Annotated in this window: 32 protein-coding genes; 20 read left to right on the forward strand and 12 right to left on the reverse strand. The window is 39.1% G+C overall.

Annotated elements, in window-relative coordinates; all coding sequences use genetic code 11:
* The first annotated feature begins 14 nt into the window (after nt 1-14).
* The 8 genes from T8I65_RS10300 to T8I65_RS10335 all read left to right on the forward strand — a co-directional run bounded on the left by T8I65_RS10300 (nt 15) and on the right by T8I65_RS10335 (nt 7,690).
* The gene (locus tag T8I65_RS10300) at nt 15-977 is read left to right on the forward strand and encodes a stage II sporulation protein M (RefSeq protein WP_322300522.1); all 963 of its coding nucleotides are present in this window, start codon (nt 15-17) and stop codon (nt 975-977) included.
* Nucleotides 970-1,830 (forward strand): hypothetical protein, encoded by an 861-nt coding sequence (locus tag T8I65_RS10305; RefSeq protein WP_322300523.1) that lies wholly within the window; start codon nt 970-972, stop codon nt 1,828-1,830. The genes T8I65_RS10300 and T8I65_RS10305 overlap by 8 nt, the downstream gene beginning before the upstream one ends.
* Before the next feature lies 1 nt (nt 1,831).
* Nucleotides 1,832-2,590 (forward strand): DUF4129 domain-containing protein, encoded by a 759-nt coding sequence (locus T8I65_RS10310; protein WP_322300524.1) that lies wholly within the window; start codon nt 1,832-1,834, stop codon nt 2,588-2,590.
* On the forward strand, nt 2,583-3,788 hold the full coding sequence (locus tag T8I65_RS10315) for a DUF4350 domain-containing protein (RefSeq protein ID WP_322300525.1): 1,206 nt from the start codon (nt 2,583-2,585) through the stop codon (nt 3,786-3,788). Before T8I65_RS10310 ends, T8I65_RS10315 begins: the two co-directional genes overlap by 8 nt.
* Nucleotides 3,766-4,770 carry a MoxR family ATPase gene (locus T8I65_RS10320; RefSeq protein ID WP_322300526.1) on the forward strand — a complete coding sequence of 335 codons (1,005 nt, stop codon included), beginning with the start codon at nt 3,766-3,768 and terminating at the stop codon, nt 4,768-4,770. Before T8I65_RS10315 ends, T8I65_RS10320 begins: the two co-directional genes overlap by 23 nt.
* On the forward strand, nt 4,770-6,104 hold the full coding sequence (locus tag T8I65_RS10325) for a DUF58 domain-containing protein (protein ID WP_322300527.1): 1,335 nt from the start codon (nt 4,770-4,772) through the stop codon (nt 6,102-6,104). The genes T8I65_RS10320 and T8I65_RS10325 overlap by 1 nt, the downstream gene beginning before the upstream one ends.
* Before the next feature lie 94 nt (nt 6,105-6,198).
* A complete protein-coding gene (locus T8I65_RS10330) occupies nt 6,199-6,612 on the forward strand; it encodes a DUF2141 domain-containing protein (RefSeq protein WP_322300528.1) in 414 nt (137 codons plus the stop codon).
* Between the two features lie 118 nt (nt 6,613-6,730).
* Complete coding sequence (locus tag T8I65_RS10335) at nt 6,731-7,690, forward strand: LysR substrate-binding domain-containing protein (protein ID WP_322300529.1); 960 nt, start codon at nt 6,731-6,733, stop codon at nt 7,688-7,690.
* Between the two features lie 27 nt (nt 7,691-7,717).
* Here the strand turns inward: T8I65_RS10335 and T8I65_RS10340 are convergent, their stop codons facing one another.
* From T8I65_RS10340 to T8I65_RS10350, 3 genes are all read right to left on the reverse strand, one after another.
* Nucleotides 7,718-7,915, reverse strand: coding sequence for a hypothetical protein (locus T8I65_RS10340; protein WP_322300530.1), 198 nt, complete (start codon nt 7,913-7,915; stop codon nt 7,718-7,720).
* A 133-nt stretch (nt 7,916-8,048) separates the two neighbouring features.
* Nucleotides 8,049-8,849, reverse strand: a complete 801-nt coding sequence (locus tag T8I65_RS10345) for a TIGR00266 family protein (RefSeq protein ID WP_322300531.1) — start codon at nt 8,847-8,849, stop codon at nt 8,049-8,051.
* Between the two features lie 60 nt (nt 8,850-8,909).
* Nucleotides 8,910-9,371, reverse strand: coding sequence for a DUF4442 domain-containing protein (locus T8I65_RS10350; RefSeq protein ID WP_322300532.1), 462 nt, complete (start codon nt 9,369-9,371; stop codon nt 8,910-8,912).
* Between the two features lie 165 nt (nt 9,372-9,536).
* On the opposite strand from T8I65_RS10350, the gene T8I65_RS10355 reads away from it, so the two are divergent.
* The 7 genes from T8I65_RS10355 (at nt 9,537) to T8I65_RS10385 (ending at nt 13,914) form a co-directional block, all read left to right on the forward strand.
* Nucleotides 9,537-9,662 carry a hypothetical protein gene (locus T8I65_RS10355; RefSeq protein ID WP_322300533.1) on the forward strand — a complete coding sequence of 42 codons (126 nt, stop codon included), beginning with the start codon at nt 9,537-9,539 and terminating at the stop codon, nt 9,660-9,662.
* 17 nt (nt 9,663-9,679) lie between these two features.
* Nucleotides 9,680-10,216: a DUF4870 domain-containing protein gene (locus T8I65_RS10360; RefSeq protein ID WP_322300534.1), complete on the forward strand. Its 537-nt coding sequence runs from the start codon at nt 9,680-9,682 to the stop codon at nt 10,214-10,216.
* Nucleotides 10,213-10,557, forward strand: a complete 345-nt coding sequence (locus T8I65_RS10365; protein WP_322300535.1) for a PadR family transcriptional regulator — start codon at nt 10,213-10,215, stop codon at nt 10,555-10,557. The genes T8I65_RS10360 and T8I65_RS10365 overlap by 4 nt, the downstream gene beginning before the upstream one ends.
* Nucleotides 10,550-12,322 (forward strand): PspC domain-containing protein, encoded by a 1,773-nt coding sequence (locus T8I65_RS10370; RefSeq protein WP_322300536.1) that lies wholly within the window; start codon nt 10,550-10,552, stop codon nt 12,320-12,322. The genes T8I65_RS10365 and T8I65_RS10370 overlap by 8 nt, the downstream gene beginning before the upstream one ends.
* Nucleotide 12,323: 1 nt before the next feature.
* The gene (locus T8I65_RS10375) at nt 12,324-12,479 is read left to right on the forward strand and encodes a hypothetical protein (protein ID WP_322300537.1); all 156 of its coding nucleotides are present in this window, start codon (nt 12,324-12,326) and stop codon (nt 12,477-12,479) included.
* Between the two features lie 212 nt (nt 12,480-12,691).
* On the forward strand, nt 12,692-13,534 hold the full coding sequence (locus T8I65_RS10380; protein ID WP_322300538.1) for a GIN domain-containing protein: 843 nt from the start codon (nt 12,692-12,694) through the stop codon (nt 13,532-13,534).
* Nucleotides 13,535-13,611: 77 nt separating this feature from the next.
* On the forward strand, nt 13,612-13,914 hold the full coding sequence (locus tag T8I65_RS10385) for a hypothetical protein (RefSeq protein WP_322300539.1): 303 nt from the start codon (nt 13,612-13,614) through the stop codon (nt 13,912-13,914).
* A gap of 66 nt (nt 13,915-13,980) precedes the next feature.
* Here T8I65_RS10385 and trxB read toward each other — a convergent pair whose 3' ends face one another.
* On the reverse strand, nt 13,981-14,973 hold the full coding sequence (gene trxB, locus T8I65_RS10390) for a thioredoxin-disulfide reductase (RefSeq protein ID WP_295181966.1): 993 nt from the start codon (nt 14,971-14,973) through the stop codon (nt 13,981-13,983).
* Between the two features lie 155 nt (nt 14,974-15,128).
* On the opposite strand from trxB, the gene T8I65_RS10395 reads away from it, so the two are divergent.
* From T8I65_RS10395 to T8I65_RS10415, 5 genes are all read left to right on the forward strand, one after another.
* Nucleotides 15,129-15,767 carry a trimeric intracellular cation channel family protein gene (locus T8I65_RS10395; RefSeq protein WP_322300540.1) on the forward strand — a complete coding sequence of 213 codons (639 nt, stop codon included), beginning with the start codon at nt 15,129-15,131 and terminating at the stop codon, nt 15,765-15,767.
* A 106-nt stretch (nt 15,768-15,873) separates the two neighbouring features.
* Nucleotides 15,874-16,521, forward strand: a complete 648-nt coding sequence (locus T8I65_RS10400; protein WP_322300541.1) for a response regulator transcription factor — start codon at nt 15,874-15,876, stop codon at nt 16,519-16,521.
* Between the two features lie 155 nt (nt 16,522-16,676).
* Complete coding sequence (locus tag T8I65_RS10405; RefSeq protein ID WP_322300542.1) at nt 16,677-17,444, forward strand: hypothetical protein; 768 nt, start codon at nt 16,677-16,679, stop codon at nt 17,442-17,444.
* 4 nt (nt 17,445-17,448) lie between these two features.
* Nucleotides 17,449-17,973: a nuclear transport factor 2 family protein gene (locus T8I65_RS10410; protein WP_322300543.1), complete on the forward strand. Its 525-nt coding sequence runs from the start codon at nt 17,449-17,451 to the stop codon at nt 17,971-17,973.
* Between the two features lie 94 nt (nt 17,974-18,067).
* Nucleotides 18,068-18,760 carry a hypothetical protein gene (locus T8I65_RS10415; protein WP_322300544.1) on the forward strand — a complete coding sequence of 231 codons (693 nt, stop codon included), beginning with the start codon at nt 18,068-18,070 and terminating at the stop codon, nt 18,758-18,760.
* A gap of 90 nt (nt 18,761-18,850) precedes the next feature.
* Here T8I65_RS10415 and T8I65_RS10420 read toward each other — a convergent pair whose 3' ends face one another.
* The 8 genes from T8I65_RS10420 to T8I65_RS10455 all read right to left on the reverse strand — a co-directional run bounded on the left by T8I65_RS10420 (nt 18,851) and on the right by T8I65_RS10455 (nt 26,843).
* On the reverse strand, nt 18,851-19,264 hold the full coding sequence (locus tag T8I65_RS10420; RefSeq protein ID WP_322300545.1) for a DUF6691 family protein: 414 nt from the start codon (nt 19,262-19,264) through the stop codon (nt 18,851-18,853).
* A 3-nt stretch (nt 19,265-19,267) separates the two neighbouring features.
* Nucleotides 19,268-19,825, reverse strand: a complete 558-nt coding sequence (locus T8I65_RS10425; RefSeq protein WP_322300546.1) for a YeeE/YedE family protein — start codon at nt 19,823-19,825, stop codon at nt 19,268-19,270.
* A 64-nt stretch (nt 19,826-19,889) separates the two neighbouring features.
* Entirely contained in the window at nt 19,890-20,792 is a 903-nt protein-coding gene (locus T8I65_RS10430; protein ID WP_322300547.1) for an NAD(P)-dependent oxidoreductase, read from the reverse strand.
* A 69-nt stretch (nt 20,793-20,861) separates the two neighbouring features.
* Nucleotides 20,862-22,403: an acyl-CoA carboxylase subunit beta gene (locus T8I65_RS10435; RefSeq protein ID WP_322300548.1), complete on the reverse strand. Its 1,542-nt coding sequence runs from the start codon at nt 22,401-22,403 to the stop codon at nt 20,862-20,864.
* A 25-nt stretch (nt 22,404-22,428) separates the two neighbouring features.
* Nucleotides 22,429-23,871, reverse strand: coding sequence for an acetyl-CoA carboxylase biotin carboxylase subunit (gene accC / locus T8I65_RS10440; protein WP_322300549.1), 1,443 nt, complete (start codon nt 23,869-23,871; stop codon nt 22,429-22,431).
* Nucleotides 23,872-23,902: 31 nt separating this feature from the next.
* Nucleotides 23,903-24,388: an acetyl-CoA carboxylase biotin carboxyl carrier protein subunit gene (locus tag T8I65_RS10445; RefSeq protein WP_141877994.1), complete on the reverse strand. Its 486-nt coding sequence runs from the start codon at nt 24,386-24,388 to the stop codon at nt 23,903-23,905.
* Nucleotides 24,389-24,599: 211 nt separating this feature from the next.
* Entirely contained in the window at nt 24,600-25,940 is a 1,341-nt protein-coding gene (locus tag T8I65_RS10450; protein WP_322300550.1) for an MBL fold metallo-hydrolase, read from the reverse strand.
* Between the two features lie 30 nt (nt 25,941-25,970).
* Nucleotides 25,971-26,843 carry a sterol desaturase family protein gene (locus T8I65_RS10455; RefSeq protein WP_322302798.1) on the reverse strand — a complete coding sequence of 291 codons (873 nt, stop codon included), beginning with the start codon at nt 26,841-26,843 and terminating at the stop codon, nt 25,971-25,973.
* Between the last annotated feature and the right edge of the window lie 145 nt (nt 26,844-26,988).

A 26,988-nucleotide genomic window follows, 5' to 3' on the forward strand; every position in this document is an offset into this window, starting at 1 on the left:
AATTAAATCTAAGAATGCGCGAGGCAGCTTTTGTAAGGCAAAATAAAGATAAATGGGTCAAGTATGAAAGTCTGCTTCAGAAATATAAATCGCTGGATCCAGATCAACTGTCCAATCTTTACGTGGAGCTTAGCGACGACCTAAGTTATGCTTCTACCTTTTATCCGGGTTCCAATACTGTACAGTACTTAAACGGACTAGCAACTACTGCCCACCAGAATATCTACAAGACAAAAAAAGAATCTAAAAGCAGGTTCATCACGTTTTTTACTAAAGAATTCCCGAAGGAATTTCATAAGCACCAAAAGCAACTGTTATGGAGTTTTCTAATATTTGCAGGTTTTAGCCTGGTTGGAGCTTATAGTGCGGCTACAGATGGTTCGTTTTTAAGATCTATTCTAGGCGATGCTTATGTGAACATGACGCTTGAAAATATTGCGAACAAAGACCCGATGGCTGTATATAAACAGGCTTCAGAAACAAATATGTTCCTGGGTATCACCATCAACAATATTCGCGTAGCCTTAACAGCATTTTCATTAGGAGTGCTCGCCGGGATCGGGACTGTTTTTGTGATGATGCAAAACGGAGTTATGCTCGGTAGTTTTCAATATTTCTTTTATGAACAGGGTTTGCTCTGGGAATCTGCCAGAACGATCTGGATCCATGGAACCATAGAAATTTCGGTTATTATTGTAGCTGGCTGCGCAGGCCTGGTGGTTGGAAAAAGTATCCTTTTCCCGGGAACTTACAGCCGGCTGAAATCTTTTACCATGGGAATTAAGGACGGACTCAAAATTGTAATTAGTACAGTTCCGTTTTTTATTATAGCCGGATTCCTCGAAGGATTTGTGACAAGGATCACTCAAATGCCAGACTGGCTTGCAATCTTGATAATTAGCCTATCATTACTACTAATCTTATTCTATTACGTTATATACCCAATCCTATTATCTAACAAAACCAAAAATGCATAACGATCACATTGTTTTTAAACAACAGCGAGAACTTGGGGAGATCCTGAGTGTGACTTTCAAATTTATTAGAGAGAATTATAAAACCGGGCTGCGATTATTCTTTAAACTCGTTGGGCCCTCATTCATTCTACTGGTTGCCGCAATTACTTTTTACACCTACACTACGCTTGGGAGTAGTTTATTTACTAATGGAAACCTGGATGCTTCCAACGTGATCATTGCGCTAGCACTGCTTATGATCGCCTACCTAGCATATTTCACCTCTATGACCGGGACTATGAATCATATGATCCTGTCGTATATAAATAACGACGGACACATAAAAGATGAGGAGGTCAAAAATGGTTTGAAACAGGACTTCGGAAAGATCCTGCTGTTGTCTATACTTACTGGTATTATAACATTCGCCGCGTTCATGTTCTTTGTGATCCCGGGGATTTATGTGTTTGTTCCTTTATCACTGGTTACTGCGATCCTGGTCTTCCGTAGAAATGGAGTAACCGATAGTATTTCTGAAAGTTTTCAGCTGGTTAAAGACAATTGGTGGATGACCTTCGCCACGCTTCTTTGTATATACCTGGTGATCTATGTTATCGGACTTATCTTCCAGCTCCCTGCACTTATTTATATATTCATTCGCGCTTTTACAGTAGCCTCAGAATCATCTGCAGCAGAACCTCAGGATATGTTTGGAACTGGATATATAATAATTAACGCGATCTCTTCCGCAATACAATATATCATTTACAGTATGACCGTAATTGGGGTTGCCTTTGTCTACTTTCATCTAAACGAAAAGAAAAATTTCACCGGTACCTACGAAACAATTCAAAACCTGGGAAACAACCGATAGTTTGAAGTTATATCTGCTGTATTTTTTAATGCTTCTGAGTCTTACTCAGGAGATACACGCTCAAGAGGATTCAATTTCCAAGAGAGATATTCAGGTGGAAATGTCTGAAGATCTTTTTCCGGTTGAATTTGATACTGCTGAAATTGAAGAGTACAAAAAGCAGGATGCCTATAATTATATTGAGAGTACAGAGGAAGATAGCTGGTGGGTTCGTTTTAAAAAATGGCTGAACCTCAAGTATAATCAATTTATAAACTGGCTTTTCGGAAGTTATGATGCAAACGGAATCCTGGCATTTTTTATTAGGATCTTCCCGTACGTGATTATTTTTGCCGTTCTGGCTTTGATCGTCTGGTTATTCACCCGACTTAATCCAGGCGCTAAGATCCTTGCAGAGCCCGGAAAAAGTAAAGTGATCCTTAGCGAGGAAGAGGAACTGGTAAAAAATGAAGATCTAGGCAGTCTCATTAGTAAAGCAGTTTCAGAAGAAAATTACAGGTTTGCAGTGCGTTATCAATACCTGCGGAGTTTAAAATTGCTGGATGAAAATGATCTTATTCAGTATGAATTTCAGAAGACTAATAAAGAATATTTACAGGAGATCCAAGAGAAACGATTACAACAGCTGTTTGCAGAGGTCACCAAGTTCTATGAGTTTATCTGGTATGGTAACTTCAAGGTTTCATCCGCAGATTATAAAATAGCCGCAAATGGATTTAGCAAGATCGAAAATGAATTAAAACCGGTCAATAATGCATAGGACCTACAAGTTTGCGATCGCAATTTTCGTACTAGTGGTCATTGTACTTACCTGGCTGGAAACATCTGTCAAAGAAGAGATCAACTGGAATCCAAGTTATACACATTCCGATGAAATTCCGCTTGGCTCGAAGGTTTTTTATGAAAGCTGGAAACGAACTTCGGGAGATAGTCTGGAATTGCTCAAGATTCCGCCATATGAATTTTTAAATTCTGAAGAGGCCAAAGGCACTTATTTCTTTTTTAATAAAGGTGTTGGGTTTGATGATGATGAGCTGGATCATTTGCTGAACTGGATTGCTGAAGGAAATACTGTATTTATTTCAGCACATAATTATAGTCAGAATCTGAAGGATACTTTAAATATCGAAACAGGTTCTGAAATTGATGTAGATGGTTTTACTGAAGCTCAGGACCTGAACTTTTACAATCCGAATATTAAACAGAAAGATGATGCCGTATTCGATAAGCAGGTAACGAAATCTTTTTTTACTGAAATTGACACCTTAAATCATACAGCACTAGGATTTACGCGCAAAGACAAACTGTTGCCTAAGGTCAATTTTATAAGAGCAGAATTTGGAGAAGGAGCGATTTTGCTACATACAGCACCGCAGGTTTTTAGTAATTACTTCATGCTGAAGGAGGATAATTATAAATATACCGGCAATCTTCTGGCGTATCTACCTGCTGGTAAAGTTTACTGGGATGCGTATTATAAATCTGGAAAATCTTTCTACAGTTCCTCGCTTTATATTTTACTCAATAACAGATCCCTGAAATGGGCCTATTATGCCGTGCTTTTATGCATCGTCCTGTATATCATTTTTGAAGGCAAAAGAAAGCAACGAGCAATTCCGGTCATAGATCCACCAAAGAACCGGTCTTATGAGTATACAGGAATCGTCTCGAGTTTATACCTCGAACAAAATCGATTTCAGGAACTGGGAAATAAAAAGATCGCTTTATTTCTCGAATTTATCCGACGTGAATATCGGCTGCAAACTTCAAAAATAGATGCTGAATTTAAACAGGATCTGGCTGCTAAAAGCTCAAATTCACTGGAAGCTACCAACGAACTTTTTAAGAAAATAGAATCATTTCAAAAGAATAAGAACAGCTCAAAACAAGAGTTTCTGGAGCTAAGTACTTATATTAATCATTACAAATTTACCGATGGAAAATCAGGAGCAACATAAACCACAGGACAAATTAAAATTTGAGAACAGGATTCCACTGGAAGGCCTGAAATCTTCTGTGGATAAGCTAAAATCACAGTTAGGAAAAGTGATCGTAGGCCAGGAGAATTTCGTAGAACTTTTGATCGTAGGCCTACTTGCAAACGGACATGTTCTTATAGAAGGTGTTCCAGGAGTGGCCAAGACGGTGACCGCAAAGTTATTTGCTAAAAGTCTCAAAACCGACTTCAGTAGAATTCAATTTACACCAGATCTTATGCCCAGTGACGTTTTGGGAACTTCGATCTTCAATGCAAAAACTTCGGAATTTGAATTTAAGAAAGGTCCTATTTTTTCGAATGTAGTGCTTATCGATGAAATCAACAGAGCTCCGGCAAAAACACAGTCAGCTTTATTCGAAGTGATGGAAGAAAGGCAGGTTACGATTGATGGGAACCTTTATCCTATGCAACCACCTTTTATGGTGCTGGCCACGCAGAACCCCATAGAACAGGAAGGAACCTATGCCCTACCGGAAGCGCAACTGGATAGATTTTTATTCAAGATCAAGGTAGATTACCCAAAACTGGAAGAAGAGATCGAAATTTTAAAAGGTCACCATCTTAGAAAAGGCAATTTGCCGGAAGCTGAAATTTCACCGGTTCTCGATCCAAATGAGATCGCTAAATTACGCTCCCAGATCCATGAGATCGTACTAGAGGATAAATTGATGAATTATATCGCAGAACTTGTTATGAAAACGAGAAATCATTCTCATCTATATCTTGGCGCAAGTCCTAGAGCTTCCATAGCGATCATGAATGCTTCTAAAGCATACGCTGCCATCCATGGTAGAGACTTTGTAATTCCGGAAGATATTAAGAATGTACTGAAACCTGTATTAAGTCACAGGCTTATACTTTCTCCAGATAGAGAAATGGAAGGAATGAAAGCGGATGACGTCGTGGATATGATCACTCAATCTGTAGAAATTCCCCGATAGTGCTGAAGTTTCTGAAAAGTCTATATTTTAAAGAACTGTTCTTCTATTGCCTGATAGGGATCGCGGTCTTATTCCTGATCTCGTTCTGGGTGGACTGGCTCTACAGCATTACCTGGATCATCAGCATGATACTGGCAATAGCAACTTTGCTGGATATAATCGCGTTATATTCTGGAAAAGCAGTGTTAGCAGAACGCATACTGCCAGAGAAATTTTCCAATTCAGATCCTAATCAAGTAATTCTTAAACTTCGGAATAACTACAGGTTTCCAGTTACAGCTGAAGTGATCGATGAAGTACCTCTACAATTTCAGAAAAGAGATTTTTTAAAAAGTAAAAAGCTCGGCTCCCGTTCCGAAGAAAAATTAGAATATCAATTAATTCCGCTCGAACGTGGAGAATACATCTTCGGTAACCTGAATATTTATATTTCCAGCAAGCTTGGGCTTGTAAGAAGAAGGTATGTTACTGGAAAAAAGCAATCTGTAAAAGTCTATCCATCTTTCGTACAGATGAAAAAACTGGATTTTCTCGCCTTGGATCAAAAGATCAATTTGCAGGGAATGAAACGTATTAGGCGGATTGGACATACGATGGAATTCGAACAGATCAAAGAATATGTTCGTGGCGATGATGTACGAACCATCAACTGGAAGGCGACAGCAAAACAAAATGCCTTGATGGTTAATCAATTCCAGGATGAGCGTTCCCAACCGGTTTATAGTATCATTGATACCGGAAGGGTCATGAAGATGCCTTTTGAGGGCCTATCCTTACTGGATTATGCGATTAATAGTTCTCTGGCATTTTCGAATATTGCACTGCGCAAAAAAGACAAGGTTGGCTTGCTGAGTTTTAGTAATAAAGTTCATGGTATTCTGAAAGCCAGCTCAAGACTTAGCCAGCTGCAACAGATCATGGAGTCTTTATATCGTGTAGACACAGGCTACCTAGACAGTGATTTTAGCATGCTTTACGCGCGAGTTCAAAAAAGTATTACCCATCGTAGCCTTATTATGTTATATACTAATTTCGAACATATGAGTGCGCTGCAAAGGCAGCTACCTTATTTAAAAGCGATCAGTAAAAAGCATTTACTGGTAGTCATATTCTTCGAAAACACTGAAATTACCGGACTTACCGAACAATCCGCAGAAAAGGATATTTCTACGATGGCGCACCAGACGATTGCTGAGTCTTTTCAACATGACAAGATCATAATGGTCAAAGAGCTGGAAAAATTTGGCATCCAGACCATACTTACTCCTCCAAAGGGTCTAAGTATTAATACGATCAACAAATACCTAGAAGTAAAAGCTCGCGGACTCATATAAACAATTCAGCCTCAAAATTCGACAGTTCAGATATAATTACTTATAAACAAGGAGGTTATGATCTACATTTGAAATGTAATTAAAACCAATCCTTATGAAAACTGTATTATTATTACTCGCATTATTTATTGGAAGTCTATTGAATGCTCAGACTGCAACCACTCACGAACTTGAAGTTACAATCCCTAATGTCACTAACGACAACGGCGAAGTGCTATTCGCACTTTACAAGGAGGAAAACTTTATGAGAGAACCTACATTTTCTCAAAAATCTGATATTATAGACGGTAAAGCAACGGTAAAATTTGAAGATCTGCCAGAAGGAGATTATGCTCTGGTTGTAATGCATGACGAAAATAGCAATGGTAGAATGGATTTTGAAACTAATGGCATGCCGAAGGAAAGTTATGCTACGAGCGGAGAGAGCAAATTTATGGGACCGCCAATGTGGAGTGATACTAAATTCAAGCTTGATGATTCCACAAAAGAAATAAGTCTGAGGTTTTGAGGTCTTAGAGAAATGTATCAAAACCCGCCGATTGGTGGGTTTTTTGTATAGATAAAACAAAGTTAAAGACTATATGGAATAGGAAATTCTTATACCTTTGTAGTTCAAATCTATTCATATGACTATTACCCAGTTGCATTATGTTTTAGCTGTTGCTGAACATAAGAATTTTACCAAAGCCGCTCAAAAAGTTTTCGTAACCCAGCCAACGCTGAGTATGCAAATTCAAAAGCTGGAAGAAGAACTGGACATTACTATATTTGACCGTACCAAAAAGCCGATCCAGCTGACAGAAGTTGGGCAGAAGATCGTTCAACAGGCTCGTAACATTGTTAACGAAAGCGATAGGATCAAGGATATCGTAGATCAGCAAAAAGGATTTATTGGTGGAATATTCAGATTAGGAGTGATTCCTACCATCATGCCAACGTTGTTACCTATGTTCATAGGTAATTTTATGAAGAAGTTTCCGAAGGTAAAGTTGAAGATAGAAGAGCTGCATACGGAAGCGATCCTCGAAAAACTAAAGGAAGGACACCTGGATGCGGCCATCGCAGCTACTCCGCTTCAAATTGACGGAATCAAGGAGAATGTGCTTTATTACGAGCCCTTTGTTCCCTATATTCCGAAGGAAATGGACATGCATACCAATGAGAAGATCGATATAGATAGCCTTGATATCAATAAGATCCTACTACTAGAAGATGGTCATTGTTTCAAGGATGGTATCATCAATCTTTGCAAGGCAAACCGGGAATATGATGGTGACCAGTTACAACTGGAAAGCGGTAGTTTCGAAACACTTATTAAACTGGCCAATGAAGGTCTCGGGATGACGCTACTTCCCTACCTGCACACCTTAGAACTCAAGGAATCTGAAAAAAAGAACTTAAAGATGTTCAACGATCCCGTTCCTGCCCGGGAAGTGAGTTTGATCTATAACCGTAGTGAATTAAAAATGCAGATCATAGAAGCTTTACGCAGCACGATCGCCAGTGTCGTAAAAGGTGCAATAACCTACCAAAATGTGAAGATCATAAGTCCTTTGAATCACAAAAAGGATTTTCAGAAGAACTAAAAAAAGCGGCTAAAAGCCGCTTTTTATTTAAGTGTTCAAATAAATTAAACATTGATTTAATTCAGGGTTCTGTTTGGTTAGTGGGAGAATCCAGAGTCGTAACTCTTCGATCTCATGTGGAAGCAATCTATCGATCGCTTTCTTAACTTCTCTACAGAACAAGCTTGGATCAAAACTAACTTTATCAAGTATCGTCTTGGTGTATTCAAACATCGCTCTCGCCATATTTTGAAGTATTTAAGTTTAGGATTAGGTTAAAATTAAATGTAGAGATGTACTATAGGCATTTAGATTTTTGGTTAGAACAATATAGTTATATTAAGAACAATATTTAAGTATTTGTTAATTTTTTAACAAATTAAAACCTGTTATCGCCACTTAAAACATCACCAATTCCTCCAAGTAAACTACCTTCTCCTTTATCTTTACCACCCATTTGCGGCGCTGCCTGCAATACGCGATTCGCCAGCCTGCTAAAAGGTAATGACTGGATATAAACCGTACCCGGACCTGTAAGGGAAGCAAAGAATAAACCTTCACCTCCAAAGATGGTATTTTTAATTCCACCTACAAATTCTATATCATAATCTATGGTTTGGGTAAAACCTATGATGCATCCTGTATCGATCTTAAGTTTTTCACCTGGACCTAACTCTTTTCTGGCCATTGTTCCGCCAGAATGAACAAATGCCATCCCATCGCCTTCAATTTTCTGCATGATAAAACCTTCACCTCCAAAAAATCCGCGGCCAAGCTTTTTACTGAATTCTATACCAATGGCCACGCCCTTTGCAGCACATAGAAAGGCATCTTTCTGACAAATGAATTTTCCATTGAATTGGGTTAGATCTATAGGAATGATCTTACCTGGATAAGGTGAGGCAAAACTTATACGCTTTTTTCCCTGGATCTCATTGGAGAAGATCGTCATGAACAGACTTTCCCCTGTAAGCAATCTCTTTCCGGCACCAAGGACCTTTCCAAGGAAACCTTCATTTTGCTTTGATCCGTCGCCAAAGATGGTATCCATTCGAATGCCATCGTCCATCATCATAAAGTTTCCAGCCTCGGCAATGACCGCTTCCTGTGGATCGAGTTCAAGCTCCACATATTGCATTTCTTCTCCAAATATCTGGTAATCTATTTCATGTGCATTCATACTGATTATATTTTGATTGATGTTTGTTCTATATGATGAGTAGGGATTTTCAGAGGAGTGTTACTTTCTTTGTTTAAGTTTAACAGTCCATTCAAATTCAAAGACCGAAACTTCAACCCCTTCCTCGTTAAGTCCAATAGCTTTCATCCACATAGTTTGTCCTTCTCCGGTAGCAATCGTTCGATCGATAGCCTCCTTAACTTTCTGTCCATCATGACAGGTGAATCTTATTTTACCAGTGGCCTTCTTCGAGAATACTGATTTGTTCTGCGCCACCAGCATGGAGATCTTTTTACCAGATTCCTGGATTTTCCCTATAACCAGAGCTCCCGTACTAAGCTCTGCAGCCATGGCCTGAACAGCAAAATACATGGAATTAAAGGGATTTTGATTGATCCAACGATGGGTAACACCAACGGCGCATTCGGTTTCATCTATATGTTTAACTCTAACCCCACACAACCAGGCACTTGGAAGTTTTAGCATTAGAAAAGAATTCAACTTAGAGGGATTTAGCTTCATGAGCGTAGTTTATTATCAAATTTTTATAAAAATATGAAATAAGAACGAGACCGTAATTCTTAAATATTTGTTAACTTTTAGTACTTTGCTTTGCATAATACCTTCTTTTAGACATATATTTGCATAAGAACCTAATAGGTATAAAATCATCAAAATCAAAACATCATGAAAAGATCAATCAAAAAACAATCAGTCACCAGCGTTTTACCAGGAACATTAGCAGATAGAATCAAGATCTATGTTACCGTCTTCGCCATCTACGTGTACGTTTTCAGCACGATCATTTTTTAATAATTAAATCTCTAAGCATGCAGGATACTAACGCTCATAAAAATCGTACTCTAACTACCGTACTTCATCTATCGGTATTTACGAAGTATTTCATACCACTGGGTAATTTTATATTCCCGATGCTACTCTGGTTAAGTCAGAAAGAAGATGCATTTGTAGATCGTCATGGGAGAAATGCTTTAAATTTCCAAATCAGCACTTTTCTATATACGGTACTACTGGTAGCAATTGGAGGTGCCACTTTCCTATATTTTGCACTAAAATTCAATCTAGTAGAACCTTTAATGACTAACGACTCTTTTGAAGTCAACCAGTTTTCAGAAGCATTACCCTTTATCATCATCATGGGTATTCTGGGAATATTATTACTTGGACTATTTGTTCTGGAAATCTTTGCAGTCATCTCTGCAAGTCTTTCAGCAAACGAAGGAAAAGATTACAGTTACCCTCTAACCATCAATTTTTTAAGTTCGGACAAACCGGATGAAACAAATCATCAAAATCATCAATCAAAAAATGAACAGTTTAATGACACCCAAAAACAAACACTATGAAGATTGAAAATACCAAAGCCCAGATGCGTAAGGGTGTATTGGAATATTGCATTCTCTCGGTTCTAAGAGACGAAGATGCCTATGTGGCTGAAATTCTGGACACATTGAAAGACGCAAAACTGCTGGTAGTTGAGGGTACGATCTATCCTTTATTAACCAGGTTGAAAAATGCGGGACTTCTCAATTATCGTTGGGAAGAATCTACAAGCGGGCCGCCCCGTAAATATTACGGACTTACCGAAACAGGAAAAATATTTCTCAGGGAATTAACGGGTACCTGGGATGAATTACAAACTGCCGTTAACATCGTAACCACTCAAAAAAAGAACAATCATGAATAAGACAGTTAACATAAATCTTGCCGGCGTTTTCTTTCACATAGATGAGGATGCCTATGCCAGACTTCAACGATATTTGGAGACTATCAGGCATTCGTTTTCAAATACGCAGGGTCGTGATGAGATCATCTCAGATATCGAAGCTCGTATTGCTGAATTATTCAATGATAAAGTCAAGAATGACAGGCAGGTTATTAGCATTAAAGAAGTAGAAGAAGTCATCACGATCATGGGGCAACCTGAAGATTATATGGTCGATGAGGAGATCTTCGAAGATGAACCAACAACCACGCACAGGTCTGCAAGAACTCGTGGAAAACAATTATACCGTGATACTGAAAATGGATTTGTAGGTGGTGTGTCTTCAGGACTTGGTCATTACCTGGCGATCGATGCGATCTGGGTAAGATTGCTTTGGGTATTGCTTACGATCTTTTCCAGTGGTGGTTTTCTATTAATATACATTGCCTTCTGGATCTTTGTTCCTGAAGCAAAAACCACGGCAGATAAACTTGCCATGCGCGGTGAAGAAGTAACAGTTAGTAACATCGAAAAGAAGATTCGTGAGGGTTTTCATGATGTTTCAGACAGTATAAAAAATGTTGACTATGATAAGTTCGGGAAAAAGGCATCTGCTGGAGCAAGTTCTGCAGCAACCACGCTAGGGAATATTATCAAGTTCTGTCTGAAACTATTTGTGAAATTCATTGGGATCATCCTAATCCTTTTCGCCGGTTCCACCCTTATTGCGCTATTTGTTGGGTTATTTGCAGTTGGCACATTTGGGATCGTTGATGCACCGTGGACTGAATATATCGATGTAGTGAATAGTGGCGCTCCTATATGGCTTACTTCACTGCTTATATTTTTCGCAGTAGGAATCCCTTTCTTCTTCCTGTTCGTTCTTGGATTGAAGATACTGGTAAGGAACCTAAGATCTGTGGGTAGAATTGCCCTGCTAACATTACTTGGAGTCTGGTTAATTTCGATCATTGGACTTTCAGTAATTGGTATTAGCCAGGCGACCAATCGTGCTTTTGATGGTGAGGTTGCAACAACAGAAACTTTGAAGGTAACTTCAGCAGATACTATCTACCTGCGTATGAAGCATAATCCTGAAATGAGTAGCAGAACCAGAAGATCATCAGACTTCAGAATTGTATATGAAGAAGACACTAAAATGATCGTTGGAAATGATATCAGGCTTATCGTTAGATCTACCAGAGATTCCGTAGGAAAAATGGAGATATTGAAGTCGGCTGAAGGTAAAAATTATAATGAAGCCAGAAATCGGGCCAAGGCGATACGTTACGGTCGCAGCCTGGTAGGAAATGAACTTTTGCTGGATAGTTATTTTATTACAGAAGCAAAGTCTGGTTACAGAGATCAGGAAGTACAGATCACGTTATATCTTCCTGAAGGCACCACTCTTTATGCTGATGATAATACTTCTACGTTTCACCGAAATACCGATTCTTACGAAGACATTCTGCATAATGGCGAAGAAGAGCATTTCCTGAAGATCATCGACGGCGGCACCAGTTGTGAGGATTGTCCTGTGGAAGATGTTTGGGACGATGATAATACAGACTGGAATGACGAAGATACCTGGGAAGATGATCATGACACTTCAGATGACTTTAATGCAAGGGTGGACGTAAACAGTGAAGAAGTTAATATTAGACTGAATGATAACGGCGTAGAGATCCAGGATAAGGATGGTGACCGTGTAAGAATAGACAGTAACGGAGTACAAATACAGAACTAGTATGAGCTCACTAATCAACCTCGTCATCAGCTTTTTTGTAGGATTGGTATTATATATTCAGCCTATAAACAAAGAAACTGTGGATATTGAAGAACCACTAAACAGTACTGAAATATTTCAGAAGCTGGAAAATTATCAGAAGATTCTGGATAGTTGAAAATTTAAAGCCTCCCTTGTGGAGGCTTTTTTTTCTTCTGAAAACTCTTCCGCTAAGAAATATCTGAGCTCTATAATATGTGCAGTTCGACCCGCTTTGAACCGTGATTTTTGACAATGGATTACGAGCTTTGTAATAATTAGTCCTATCTTTTGCAAAAAAGTATCTGGACGGTTAAACTGAAAGATCGAATAAGAAAACATAAAAATATCATGCTAAAGAAACTTCCACTATTACTACTAATCATTTTATGTAGTTGTAAAGCCCAGGACAAGGTAAAAGGTAGCCGAAACGTAAAAACCGAACAATATGATCTTGAAAAATTTCATTCAATCCAGATCAAAGGAGAATTTGAAGTCGGAATTCTAAAGGGAAGAAGATCCATGATCGAAATAGAAGCCGATGATAATATTCATGATCTCATAATGACTGAAGTTCTTGATGGTACCCTTTATATTAAACCCATTAAGAAACTTTCCCGTACCAAGAAACAGGAATTGAGAATTACATTTTCCGATACCTTAAAAAGCATACTTATAGGAGGTGACGTGGAACTAGAATCTCTACAGGACCTTTATGTAAATGATTTCAAGCTTGAAACCGGGAAAGACGCCAAAGCTTTTCTAACACTTACGGCCAGTAAATTCAATTTTATCCACAAGGATGATGCAGAAGCTGAACTCAATGTCATCGCTAAGGAAATTGTTTGTCAGTTAAATCAGTCTTCAAAGGTTGAGGCACTATTGAATGCTCCTGATGTTGAGATCGATATTTATGAAAAAGCCTCTGCCAGAATAGACGGCGAAACCCAAATTTTCAACTTAAGAGCAGACCAGTCTTCCAAATTCGATGGCGAGAATTTTAGCAGTCTTAAAGCTGAAGTGCTGGCACAGGGAAATTCATCATCCAGGGTAAACGTGAGTGATACCTTGAATTTGATTGCTTCAGGGAAAAGTGAGGTCGAAGTATATAATACACCGGTGATCAAACTCTTAAAGTTTTCAGATGAAGCTAGTTTGTCCAAAAAAGAATTCAGCAAAGGTCTATTTAAATAAATGCTAAATTTTGATCCTCAATTCATTCTGAATAAATGGATTGAATACATTTGCAGCCAAAATAAACTAATAGAAAAATGAAAATTATCACTAAAAATATTGTTTTTGTATTGCTATTATCTTTGGCGTTAGTGTCTTGCAGAGATGAGCAGAAGACAGAAGAAGAAAAATCTGAAGTTGAAAGAATGATGGAGGATCCTGATAATAAAGTTGAAGTTAAAGATGGCGGAGACAAGATCAAGATCGAAACTCCCGAAGGAGATGAGATCAAGATCAAAAAGGATGATGGCGAGTATAAGAAGAAAGTTGACAGAGCCGATGGTTCAGAAACCAAGATCAAGGTGGACGATGGAGAAGTAAAGGTGAAGACCGACAATTAATATCTTAAGTTAGTATCAAAAAAAGTCCCGCAATTGCGGGACTTTTTCTTATATAAACTACCTGAGTTAAACTGTTTCAGGTCTAGTTTGTGGCTTTTGAATATCTTCTTCAGTTTCGATCTCAGCAAGATATCTTTCTGCATCCAATGCTGCCATACAACCTGTTCCAGCTGCGGTGATCGCCTGTCTGTAAACCTTATCCTGAACATCACCAGAAGCGAAAACACCTGGGATATTAGTTCTGGTAGTCTTACTCTCGGTTATCACGTAACCGGTTTCATCCATATCTAACCAACCTTTGAAAATATCGGTATTTGGTTTATGTCCAATAGCAACAAAGAATCCAGTAATGTCAATTTCTTCCTTCTCTCCAGTTTGATTATTCACCATTCTAAGTCCTTCTACTACCTGCTCTCCAAGAATCTCATCAACTTCTGTATTGTAACGAAGATCAATGTTCTTGGTAGTTTCCACACGGTGCTGCATTGCTTTAGAAGCTTTCATATAGTCCTTACGAACCAGCATGGTCACTTTATTACAGATATTCGATAAGTAAGTAGCTTCTTCTGCAGCGGTATCACCTCCACCTACGATAGCTACATCCTGGCCTTTATAGAAGAACCCGTCACATACTGCACATGCAGATACTCCTCCACCTCTTAATTTTTGTTCACTAGGCAAACCTAAATACTTGGCAGTTGCCCCGGTAGATATGATCACACTTTCAGCCTCGATCCAGGTCTTGTTGTCTACAAGAGCTCTGTGGATCCCTCCTACTTCTTTTGAAAAATCAACTTCAGTGATCATTCCAATTCTCACCTTCGTTCCAAAACGCTCAGCCTGCTGTTGCAGATCCATCATCATTTTTGGACCATCGATACCTTCAGGATAACCTGGAAAATTATCAACTTCCGTAGTGGTAGTTAACTGTCCGCCTGGTTCCATCCCGGTATACATAACTGGTTTCATATCTGCCCTTGCGGCATAGATCGCTGCTGTATAACCCGCAGGACCTGAACCTATGATCAGGCATTTTATTCTTTCGATAGTATCACTCATGTCTTTTGGTTTTCTATGTTATAAAAGTAGGTAGTTTGTACTAAAACTTACAAAATTAGCTATTAAGTTATCCTTATTAAATTCAGAAGCTAAAATAAGCACGAAACTATCACACAATCAGGCAAATTTAAAAGATAAAACTACCTTTGCCAAGTATGGAAATAAGTTTGTTTAGCATCCTGGATATCCTTGGTACCATCGCATTCGCGATTTCCGGTGCTTTATCTGCCATGAACCGTAGACTTGATCTCTTCGGAATCTTTATTATTGCCTTCGTTACAGCGATTGGCGGTGGAACTGTGCGGGATATTCTCATTGGTGATACACCAGTTACCTGGATGGAAAACATTATGTACATATACCTCATTGGTATTGTAACCATACTGGCGATCGTCTTTAGAAATAAGCTGGATTATTTGAAGAAATCACTTTTCCTGTTTGATACTATAGGACTGGGTGTTTTTACCATTACCGGTGTTGAAACCGGAATACAAAACGACCTCGACCCCATAATATCTGTAGCCCTTGGTGCTATGACCGGAACTTTTGGTGGTGTCATTCGTGATATTCTTTGTAATGAGATCCCGGTGATCTTTAGAAAAGAGATCTACGCAACCGCCTGCCTCATTGGAGCACTTGCTTATGTAACGCTATATGACCTGGGAATGAATGCGGATTTTATTTACCTCGCGACAGCGCTTACAGTAATTAGCATAAGACTTGTTGTTGTAAAATATAAGATCACACTTCCCTCCTTCTACCCTACTTCTCCCGGAAGTTCCAGAATAAGATAAAATACCTCATACATCTCTGGTTATCAATAGTTTCAGTATATTTATAGTATACTTTTGATGAATGACCAGGCAAGCGAAGATAATTATCGTTGAAAATAATATTCCCATGGCTGCAAAGTTATCTTTACGGCTTAACAAACTGGGCTATCAAATTACAGGGATATTCTCAAGAGCAAAAGATGCACTTAATTTTATAGAACAGGATGCTCCAGATCTTATTTTGATGGAAGATCATCTTAAAGGTCAGCTGAATGGGTTTGAATCCAATAAGTCAAAAGGAGATCATTCAGTCTTATATTTCAACGGAAGCAAAACAAAGTCTCTTCAGAAGTTAATTTTCAATAAACTGAAAGATCAGAAACAATTATTCAAAGAGGAGATTTCAGAATCGCTTGACCGATTAAGAAAAAAGCCAGCGAAAACAGACTGTCAACTTATTCTGAAAGACCGCATCTTTGTTCGCTGCCAGGATACCATGGTAAGAATTTCGCTTGATGATATTCACTACATCGAAGCAGACCGTAATTATTGCAAGGTATATTCCAGGAACAAGAAATTCCTTCTGGTTTGTTCCCTGAAGGAGGTCAACGACAAAATTACTGATAAACGATTTCTAAGGATTCATAGATCCTATATTGCCAATCTTACTCATATCGATGAAATTGGAAGCAATCATGTCGTACTTGCTTCTCATATACTTCCTCTAAGTAAAAATATGAGACTAGAGCTATTTCAACATTTACAGGTCATATAGCGTTGTAGCCTCACCCTCCTTATCTTCAAATTTTTTCTCTTCGGAAACTTTTTAGCTACGCCCGGACATTTTTAGCCTGGTTACGTCCAAAACCTACTCATATACAATGGATTACTTGCTAAATTCAAGGTTATTAACCATAAAAACCAGACCAAATGAAATTACTACGATCCTTTTCGATTCTTCTGACTCTTGCGCTATGTTCTACAAGTTTATTGACCGCGCAAAGTGATAATTATCAAATGTATGTTGTTCACGAAGATCGCGTTAAAGACGGTATGATGGACAAGCATATTGAAGCCGACAAAGCCTTGCTGAAAGCTGCGAAAAAGCATAATATGGAGGGAATGGAATGGCTGGCATTTCAGGCAGATGATAATCGCGTAATGTACCTCACGGAAATTGACAATTTCGCTGAACTGGATAAGAATCCATTCAAGGACCTGCAGGAAAAAATGGGCGAGGAAGCTTTTGAAAAGCTATTTGAACCTTTTGCTGAAACTTTTACCAAACACGGAGATTATATCCTAAATCTTGATAAAGAGCATTCCTATATGCCTGAAGGTATGGATCAAAGTATGGAAGGCATGAACTACAGAGAACTCATATTTTATCATATTCCTCCAGGAAAAATGGATAAAGCTGTGGAGATGGCCAAAGCTGCCAAGAAACTTTACGAAGATAAAGGTTCAAAAGCTTACTACCGACTATATAGAAGTGGCTTCGGAACTATGGATTCCTATTTTATGGTAGCAATATCCGGGAAAGATGCTGCTTCCTTAGAAAAATTGAGAAAAGAGAATGGAGAGTTACTTGGTGAAGAAGGTGAAAAACTATCTTCTGAAATTGAGAAAGTTTTCTCTAAACGTGAAGTTGTCACAGGACATGTAAAGCCTGAGATCTCTTACCAGTCTGAAAATTAAGAATATGAAAAATCTATTAATGTTATTCTCATGCATCTTTCTATTTATTTCCTGTGATAAGAATAATAAGGAGGAAGAAAAGATCCGGTATACGCAGGATTCAGAACAGATCAATACTTTTAAATCTGTTTTAAAGAATTATGAAAATGGAGAATGGGAGGAATATCAATCTCATTTCGCAGACAGCGTTGAACTATTTTATAATAGTCGGGAACCAATGGATGTATCTGCCGCGATAGCTATGCATAAGCAAAATAATTCGGCACTTTCTTCCTATGATTTCGTGGATTCTGAAAATGAATTTGAAATGGTAGTGACAGATGCCGGTGAAACCTGGGTTAATTTCTGGGGAGAATGGGAAGGTACGATCGCAGAAAACGATTCAATGATCGTAATCCCGGTGCATATAACCGCCAGATTTGAGGACGGTAAGATTGTAAAGGAATATCTCTATTTCAATAATGCCGGAATGAACGACGCTCTTAGAATGCTGGAAGAATCCCGAAGAATGGAGGATTCCATCGAGTAGCAATTTACAGAAAAGAACTGTAAAAGTTTCAAGGTAATACTTCAGCAAAAGCTGCTGATATTGTATATATAAATCATTAATATCAATTAATACAATGAATATAAGATCTTATAAATATCCAGGAATCCCGGTTTTCACCTTACTCTTCCTGTTTTCAGTAATCGCAGTAAACGCACAGGATGCGATAAAGATTGATCCTGACCATTACAAGGTAGAACTGGAGAATGATCAGGTTAGAGTCCTTCGAATTAACTACAATGCCGGGGAATCCTCAAAAATGCATACGCATCCTGAGGGAGTAGCCGTGTTTCTTACCGAGCATACTGCAAGTATGAAAACCGGAGACGGAAAGACGCTTAAAATGCAGGGAAATAGCGGAGATGTTTTATGGGTGGACAAGACGAAACACGAACCCATGAACATTGGTGATAACTCGTTTGAAGTAATTCAGATAGAACTAAAGAACAATACCAAAGCAGCTGGTAAAAAAAGTCTGCACTTATTCAAGCTTCCAGATGATGTTAGCGAAAAGCAAGTAAGTGATTTCCTTAAAGAAATGAATCATGCAATTAGTGAAGAAGGATATCCGGAAGCCGGTTATCATTTGTACAAAATCGCAGATAATGGTGATTACAGCTATTTTATGGAAGGTGTCTGGCCAGATTCGGCTACCTACGATAAGATCCATAATTCTGAAAAGTGGAAAACTGTTGCTGAAAAAGGTAAAGAAATGATAGATAAAATAAGGACCCAGGAATTATATATGAAGGCTGAAAAAGTGAATTAGCCAGAGCTTATTTCTAGAGTTCAGATTTAATTAAAAAAGCTTGCTGAGATTTAAAATTTCAGCAAGCTTATTAATGTTATAGACTATTGACTAATGCGGAAGTTTATCACGTAAAAGTCCGTAAACAAAAGTTCCAAGCATTGCTGCCAGGAAAACTACGATCACGGCTACATAACCTGCTCCAATGAGCGTGTAAATTGGTCCCGGGCAGGCTCCAGCAAGCGCCCATCCCAATCCAAAAATAATTCCGCCATACATATATCTACTAAAGCTTTTCTCCTTTGGCTGAAAAGTGATTGGTTCACCCTGAACATCCTTCATTCCTTTTTTCTTGATCAGTAAAGTTCCAAGAACGCCTATAACCAAAGCTGAACCAATGATCCCATACATATGAAATGATTCGAACCTGAACATCTCGTAGATCCTGAACCAGGAAGCTGCTTCAGATTTAAACATCACGATACCGAACATGATTCCTATTACTAAATATCCTATTACTCTCATCTCTTAAAAAATTAAAGGGAACAACACATGGATCATAAATAATCCACCTATAAAAAATCCAACAACAGCGATCAACGAAGGCAGCTGTAAATTACTCAGCCCTGAAATTGCATGTCCAGAAGTACATCCACCAGCCCATCTAGCACCAAAACCTATCAAAAATCCGCCAATTATCAGGATACTAAGCGCTTTCAAGTCTGTTAAAGCATCAATACCATATAACTCATCTGGAAGATATGCCTCACCTGCACTGGAAAAACCCAGTTCATTAAGGTTTGCGACCGTGTCTGGATGAATGGTAACTGCAGGATCTACCGTTAAAAAATTCATGGCAATAAAACCACCAATGGCAGCTCCAACAATCACCACAAGATTCCACTTTTGAGCTCTCCAGTTAAAATCAAAGAAGCCGGCAGATTTATCTGCTCCACACATAGTACATAAAGTTCGAAGGTTTGAAGACATTCCAAACTGCTTCCCCATAAAGATGAGGAGGAACATAATGAGTGCGATAAGCGGTCCAGCCACATACCAGGGCCAGCCCTGAAAAATTAGATCCATAATTGTTTTTTATTGATTGCAAAGATGCGAGAAGTGCACCGATATTAAAGTAACAATGGTTACACTATTTATCATCACAAAAGTCTGCCAGGTTTTGTAGTGTTTTTTCAGAAAGCCTTACAAGAGTTTGTGAAGACCAGCCTGCACTTTTATCGTGGGCGATCACATTCTCTCGTTTCTTTATTTCTTCGGAAAGCTCTTTCCCTCCATCACCATCGAAGATCCCAAAATTGGAATCCTGCGCTATCCAGTTACTGAAGCTATCAATTTCAAAAGGAAGACCCAGGCTGGTATTGATAACAATTTTAGAATTTCCAAACTTCTGAAAATATTCCGAAGTCATTACCTGAGTATTTTTTGGTAAATGGAAGCTTAGAACATCACATGTTTCTGCTAATTCCGGTAATTCAAGATAAGTCAAACCTTTCTCCTCGTAATCCTCTTTCCTGGAATTACTATGATAATAAAGGTCTGCTCCAAACGGCTTTAAGCAATCTGCCAGCAGCTTTCCGGTAGTCCCCAGACCCACAATTCCAATTTTAAGATCGGTGAGCTCCCTGGGCATGTCTTTCCATTGTTTACCAGAATAGCCATTTAGTAACTGAATCAATTCAGAAATGATGAATTCAGCTACTCCGGGATCTCCATAATCGCGAATACCGCGTACTTCGATCCCTTGATCCCGGGCGAACTTTACCGCCACATTGGCCGCTTCATCATCATAAAGACTACAAGCCATTCCTATATATTTTAAGCTCGAACAGGATTCTATAATGCTTTCAGTGATCTGGGTATGCCAGGACACGATTATTGCTTCTGCATCACCAATCCTTTCTATAATTGTTTGCTCATCTTCCGGATAATCATCATACACCTCTACCTGGTCTTCAGAATATTCCTTCAGTTTACTTATGGACTCATCGTTCATCTTCGTATAGTCCACTAAAACGATCTTATTGAATTTCATAATCTTCAATTTTCAGTAAAAAATAAATGCTGAATTTTCATTCAGCATTTCTAAGTAATTTGACATTCCCTATAACGGAATATTGCCATGTTTTCTATCCGGTCTTAGAACCGCTTTGTTTTCAAGTGCACTAAATGCACGTATCAACTTTCTTCTGGTATCTTTTGGCATGATCACCTCATCAATAAAGCCACGTTGTGCAGCTTCAAAAGGTGTGGCAAATTTTTCAGCATATTCAGCTTCCTTTTCTGCCAGTTTCTTTTCCGGATCCTCTGCCTGTGATATCTCTTTTCTAAATATAATTTCCGAAGCTCCCTTTGCTCCCATTACTGCAATTTCCGCAGTTGGCCACGCAAAGTTAAGATCGGCTCCAATATGCTTGGAATTCATTACATCGTAAGCACCTCCATACGCCTTCCTGGTGATCACCGTTACTTTTGGTACGGTCGCCTCACTAAGTGCATATAATAATTTTGCACCATGCAGGATGATCCCGTTCCATTCCTGATCTGTTCCCGGAAGGAAACCTGGTACGTCAACCAGCACCAGTAGCGGAATGTTAAAGCAATCACAGAACCTGGTAAATCTCGCTGCTTTTTTTGAAGCGTCCACATCCAGAACTCCCGCAAGACTCATAGGCTGGTTTGCAATAATCCCCACACTTCGTCCTCCAATTCTTGAAAAACCAACAATAATATTCTCGGCGTAATCTTTATGAATTTCGAAAAAAGAATCTGTGTCTATGATACCATGAATTACTTCATGCATGTCATAAGGCTTATTGGAACTATCAGGAACAATACTTTCCAGTATTTCCCTGTGTTCATCACCTAATTTAAATTCCAGCTTTTCCGGTGCAGTTTTATTATTCTGCGGCATATAACTTATCAATTGCTTGATGTTTTCAAGACAGATAATATCGTTTGCAGCAGTCACATGCGTAACACCGGATTTTGTAGAATGCGTGCTGGCTCCTCCAAGTTCTTCGGAAGTCACCTCTTCATTAGTTACCGTTTTCACTACGTTTGGACCGGTAACGAACATATAGGAAGTATCCTCCACCATCAGGGTGAAGTCGGTCATAGCGGGCGAATAAACAGCGCCACCGGCACAAGGTCCCATGATAGCAGAAATTTGAGGAACTACGCCTGAAGCTTTTACGTTCCTGTGAAAGATATCTGCATAACCACCAAGAGATTTAACTCCTTCCTGGATTCTTGCTCCTCCGGAATCGTTTAGTCCAATAAGCGGTGCTCCAACTTTTACAGCCATGTCCATGATCTTACAGATCTTCTCGGCATGAGTTTCAGAAAGTGAACCCCCAAAAACCGTGAAATCCTGAGCAAATACATACACAAGCCTTCCGTTAATAGTTCCGTAACCTGTAACAACCCCATCACCATAGAATTTCTGCTTTTCCATTCCGAAGTCGGTCGTACGGTGGGTCACCAGGATACCGATTTCCTCAAAGGAATTTTCATCCAGAAGATAATCTACCCGTTCTCTGGCGGTCAGCTTCTTTTTTTCGTGTTGCTTGGCTATTCTTTGTTCACCTCCACCCATGTGGGCTTCAGCAATTTTTTCTTTTAATTTTTCTAGATTCTGACTCATTCGTATGATTCTGAATTATATAGAATTAGTTTGAAGGCAGCCTTAGCTGTTCCTTGTCATTTAAATATTGTTTCAGCGCCAGTAATGCTGCCAGTCTGGCTTCCTGTTCTGTTTCCTCTTTCAGTGCTTCCGGAGAATAATATTTCTTAACGAAATGGGTGTCAAAATCACCACTTCTAAAAGCATCATGCTGGAAAACGAATTTTCCGAAGGCAAGTGTCGTTGAAACACCTTCCACGATATAATTATCGATCGCTTTGATCATTACCTCTATGGCTTCTTCCCGGGTTTTACCGTAGGTTACCAGTTTTGCAAGCATAGGATCGTAATAGATCGGCACTTCCATTCCTTCTTCAAAACCATTGTCCATTCTGATTCCTTCTCCCTGCGGAATCTGATATTTCTCAAGGGTTCCCGTACTTGGCATAAAATCTTCTAAAGGATCTTCAGCATAAACGCGGAGTTCCATGGCGTGTCCTTTGATCTTTAAGTCATCCTGGCTAAAAGCTATTGCTTCACCGCGAGCGATCCTGATTTGCTGTTCAACAAGATCCACCCCTGTTATATATTCGGTCACAGGATGTTCTACCTGCAATCTTGTATTCATTTCGAGGAAGTAAAAATTCCTGTTTTCATCGAACAAAAATTCTACAGTTCCAGCACCCACATAATCACAGGCCTTGGCCACTTTTACAGCTGCCTCACCCATTTTTGCACGCAAGTCATCATCAAGAACCACAGAAGGTGCTTCTTCAACAACCTTCTGGTGTCTACGCTGCACGCTACATTCTCTTTCGAAAAGGTGTAAATAATTACCGTGAGTATCTGATAATACCTGTATCTCAATATGTCTTGGAGAAGAAACGTATTTCTCGATAAAAACCGAACCATCGCCAAAAGCCGATTCAGCTTCGCTAATCGCTCTCTTCATCTGGTCTTCCAGGTTTTCTTCTTTCTCGACAACACGCATTCCTTTACCACCGCCACCAGCAGAGGCTTTGATTAGAATTGGAAAGCCAATGTCTCTTCCAATTGCCTTTGCTTTTTCAGTATCGGTGATCGCTTCGTCAATCCCGGGAACCATAGGAATATCGTAGGCTTTTACCGCATCTTTCGCAGCAAGCTTACTTCCCATTACCTTGATCGCCTTACTACCAGGACCAATCCAGGTGATACCATTGTCTTCCACTGCTTCTGCAAAACCTGCATTCTCACTAAGGAAACCGTAACCTGGGTGAATCCCGTCAACGCCAAGTTGTTTGGCAACTTCAATGATCTTATCTCCTTTAAGGTAAGATTCGCTGGATGCCGCAGGTCCAATGCAAACCGCTTCATCTGCAAACCGAACATGAGGTGCATTTCTATCTGCTTCAGAATAAACTGCAACCGTATCTATACCCATACGTTTTACAGTTTTCATTACTCTAAGCGCGATCTCGCCTCTATTTGCTACTAATATTTTCTTCATATTTCTAATCCTGAAATTTTGAATATTATCATTATTCCATTTCGATCAATAACTGATTCTTTTCAACAGTATCTGCCTTGCTTACGCTAACAGATTTTACCACACCATCCCTGGGTGCCGTAAGTGTATTTTCCATCTTCATGGCCTCAAGAACCAGCAGGTAATCACCTTCTTTGACCTCATCGCCTTCTTTTACATTTACTTCCAGAATAAGTCCCGGCATAGGTGCCTTGATATCATTTACTTGCTGAGAGCTACCTAATGAAAGTCCCATCTCCTCTATCAACTGGTCCAGATCGTTATTGATCCTTACCGAATAAATATTGGAATTGATCTTAATGTCATATTTTCTGTGAAGGAAATCTGGTTTAAAGACTTCTGCGGAAAAGGAACGATTATCTTTTAAGATATGATAATGTGCTTCTGAAGTTTTCTGGGTATCCAGTGCAGCGATCTCTTCCTGGCTGAACTCGAACTCAAAATCTTCATTTACTTTAACCTTGTATTTTTTATCCATAAATACGTTTATGTATTGATTTTAACCGTAGGAGCGTAAATATAGAAAAATTACAAAGCAATTTCTATTGCTGAAATATCAAAAAAAGGTCAAAATTCTTAAACTTCTATCTAAAGGTTTCTCGATTTGAAGCCGATCATTAAAAATTTCACAGCTTTCCATAAAAAAAGCCCGGGAATTTCCCGGGCTCTAATTTTGAATTTAGTTACTATTATTTAAATTCCTTGATATCGTCACTAAGGTCATACACCCTGGTGGCTTCAAAGATATTTTCAAGAATGCTGCTTCCTGCGGCAGATCTATAACCTCCGGCGCAGTGAACTACTACTGGTTTGTGAGATGGGATCTCTGTTACCTCATCACGAAGTTCGTTCAATGGAACGGCGATAGCGTGTTCAAAGAACTTACCTTCATTCACTTCACTGGTATTCCTAATATCCACGATCGTGTAGTTATTCTGGTTGTTTTTGAAATCTTCGAGGTCAAATTCTCTGCTTTCCACTGGAAGATCTTCTCCAAGCGTATAAACGCCTTTGATCTGTTTTTCATACCCAATCTTTGCAGCTCTTTCCAGTACTTCCTCAAGTTGGTCTACAGATTCTATAACCAGGTAGAATGCTTCTTCCGGTTTAACGATCGCACCTAACCAGGTTTCGAACTTATCCTTTTCTGATCGGCACATGATATTGATACTGTTAGAAAGATGACCGTTCTTAAAGGTTTCTTCGTCCCTGGTATCTACTACCAGCATATCTTCATCTTCTTTCTCAGTTACATAAAGACGTACTTCATTAGCCCATTTGGTACGTTGTACATTCTCGGGTCCGGTTTTGTTCGCATCTACATCGAAACCAAAATAACTAGGAATAAAGGGCTGATCCTTTAGTATTTCTTCAATAAATTCTTCTTCTGTCTGTTCTTTAAATGCCCAGTTGCCCTGTCTTTCATTTCCAAGTGTACTTGAAGAATCATCGCTCATATTTTTTCCGCAGAGAGAACCTGCACCGTGAGCAGGATACACCAACGCATCATCTGGAAGATCTGTGAATTTATTCTTGATCGTATGATACATATCACTAGCAAGTTCCTTACGTTTAGCAGTCATATTTCCAGCCTTTTCCCGAAGATCTGGTCTACCTACATTTCCAATGAACAAGGTATCCCCGGTAAAAAGAGCAGTGTCTTTATCATCTTTTGCCACTACCGTAATACTATCTGGGGAGTGCCCTGGCGTATTAATCGCACTAAAGGTGATCTTTCCCATTTCAAAACTGTCGCCATCATCAAATCCCTGGTGGGGATAATCTGCTCCTACCATCTCACTGGTATATATAGTCGCTCCCGTTTCCTGGTGAATTTGCATATGTCCGCTAATAAAATCGGCATGGGGATGTGTTTCAAAAATTGCCACGATCTTGGCATTTCTAGATTCAGCATAAGAATAATACTGCATTGGGTTTCTGGATGGATCTACCAGTGCCATTTTTCCTTCACTTACGATCGCGTAAGAGTAATGTGCCAGTGGTTCGTCTTTAAATTGCTTTATATCCATAATATGATCTTTATTTATTGTTCTTAAATTTTATTTTCTTCTGAAGGGATAAAGGGTCTGACTTTTAAAAGTCTCCGGAAAATTCTCATCCCCATGAAATCCCAATTCTATTTGTTTTCCATTCTTCGGAATATAGGCGGTACCAAAAATATAATCCCAAATACTAAGACTTAATCCGAAATTCATTCCGAAGGGTCTGTCCTCTGGCAATTCTTTACTATGATGCCAGATATGCATTTTTGGACTATTAAAAATGTATCCCAGCGGCCCATAGCTCCAGCCTAAGTTAGCATGATTTAAATGGCCTACGAGCACCGCGAACATATGTACCACGAAAAATTCCTGAATCCCAAAACCAATCATGGCCAGCGGAATATATTGTACTGTTTTATAGATGATGGTTTCCATAAAATGAAACCGGAACTGTGCCGCAAAACCCATTTGCTTTACACTGTGATGTACCTTGTGAAATTCCCATAACCATGTTCTCCGATGTAATTGCCTGTGCACGTTCCACTGAATAAAATCGGCGATCAAGAACATAATAAGTAATTGCATCCAGGCGGGTAGCTGATCTATTTGAAATGCAACAATATTACTGATCCCGAAAAGTCCCAGAAAATCATTGAAGATCTCCACAGCTACATTACTAAGCGCATTATACCCAAAAAGAGAAAACAGGAAGAAATTGAATACTATATAAAAAGAATCCAGCCAGAATCCCTTACGTATTGGTTTCTGCTCTTTTCTCCATGGGATCAATACCTCTAACGTCCAAACCAACAGGGACAAACCTATAAGCCAGTAAAAATAACTGGTCCAGGTAGGACTGGTGATCTCGTTCCAAAGGTAATTTGCATACCCGGAAAAAGAATTTCGAATGATCTCAAGATATTTCTCCACTTTCATTGCTTTACAAAAATAGAAATATCTTATGGGTTAGGAAGTAACATTGGTTACAGTTCTTTTTTGAGAACCTTAACGAACGAAAACCTTGTATGTTAGAGTGCGTTAAACATCCCTTTAAGGCTATAGGTTTTCCCTAATT

It is taken from the genome of Christiangramia sp. OXR-203, assembly GCF_034372165.1.
Classification (GTDB): domain Bacteria; phylum Bacteroidota; class Bacteroidia; order Flavobacteriales; family Flavobacteriaceae; genus Christiangramia.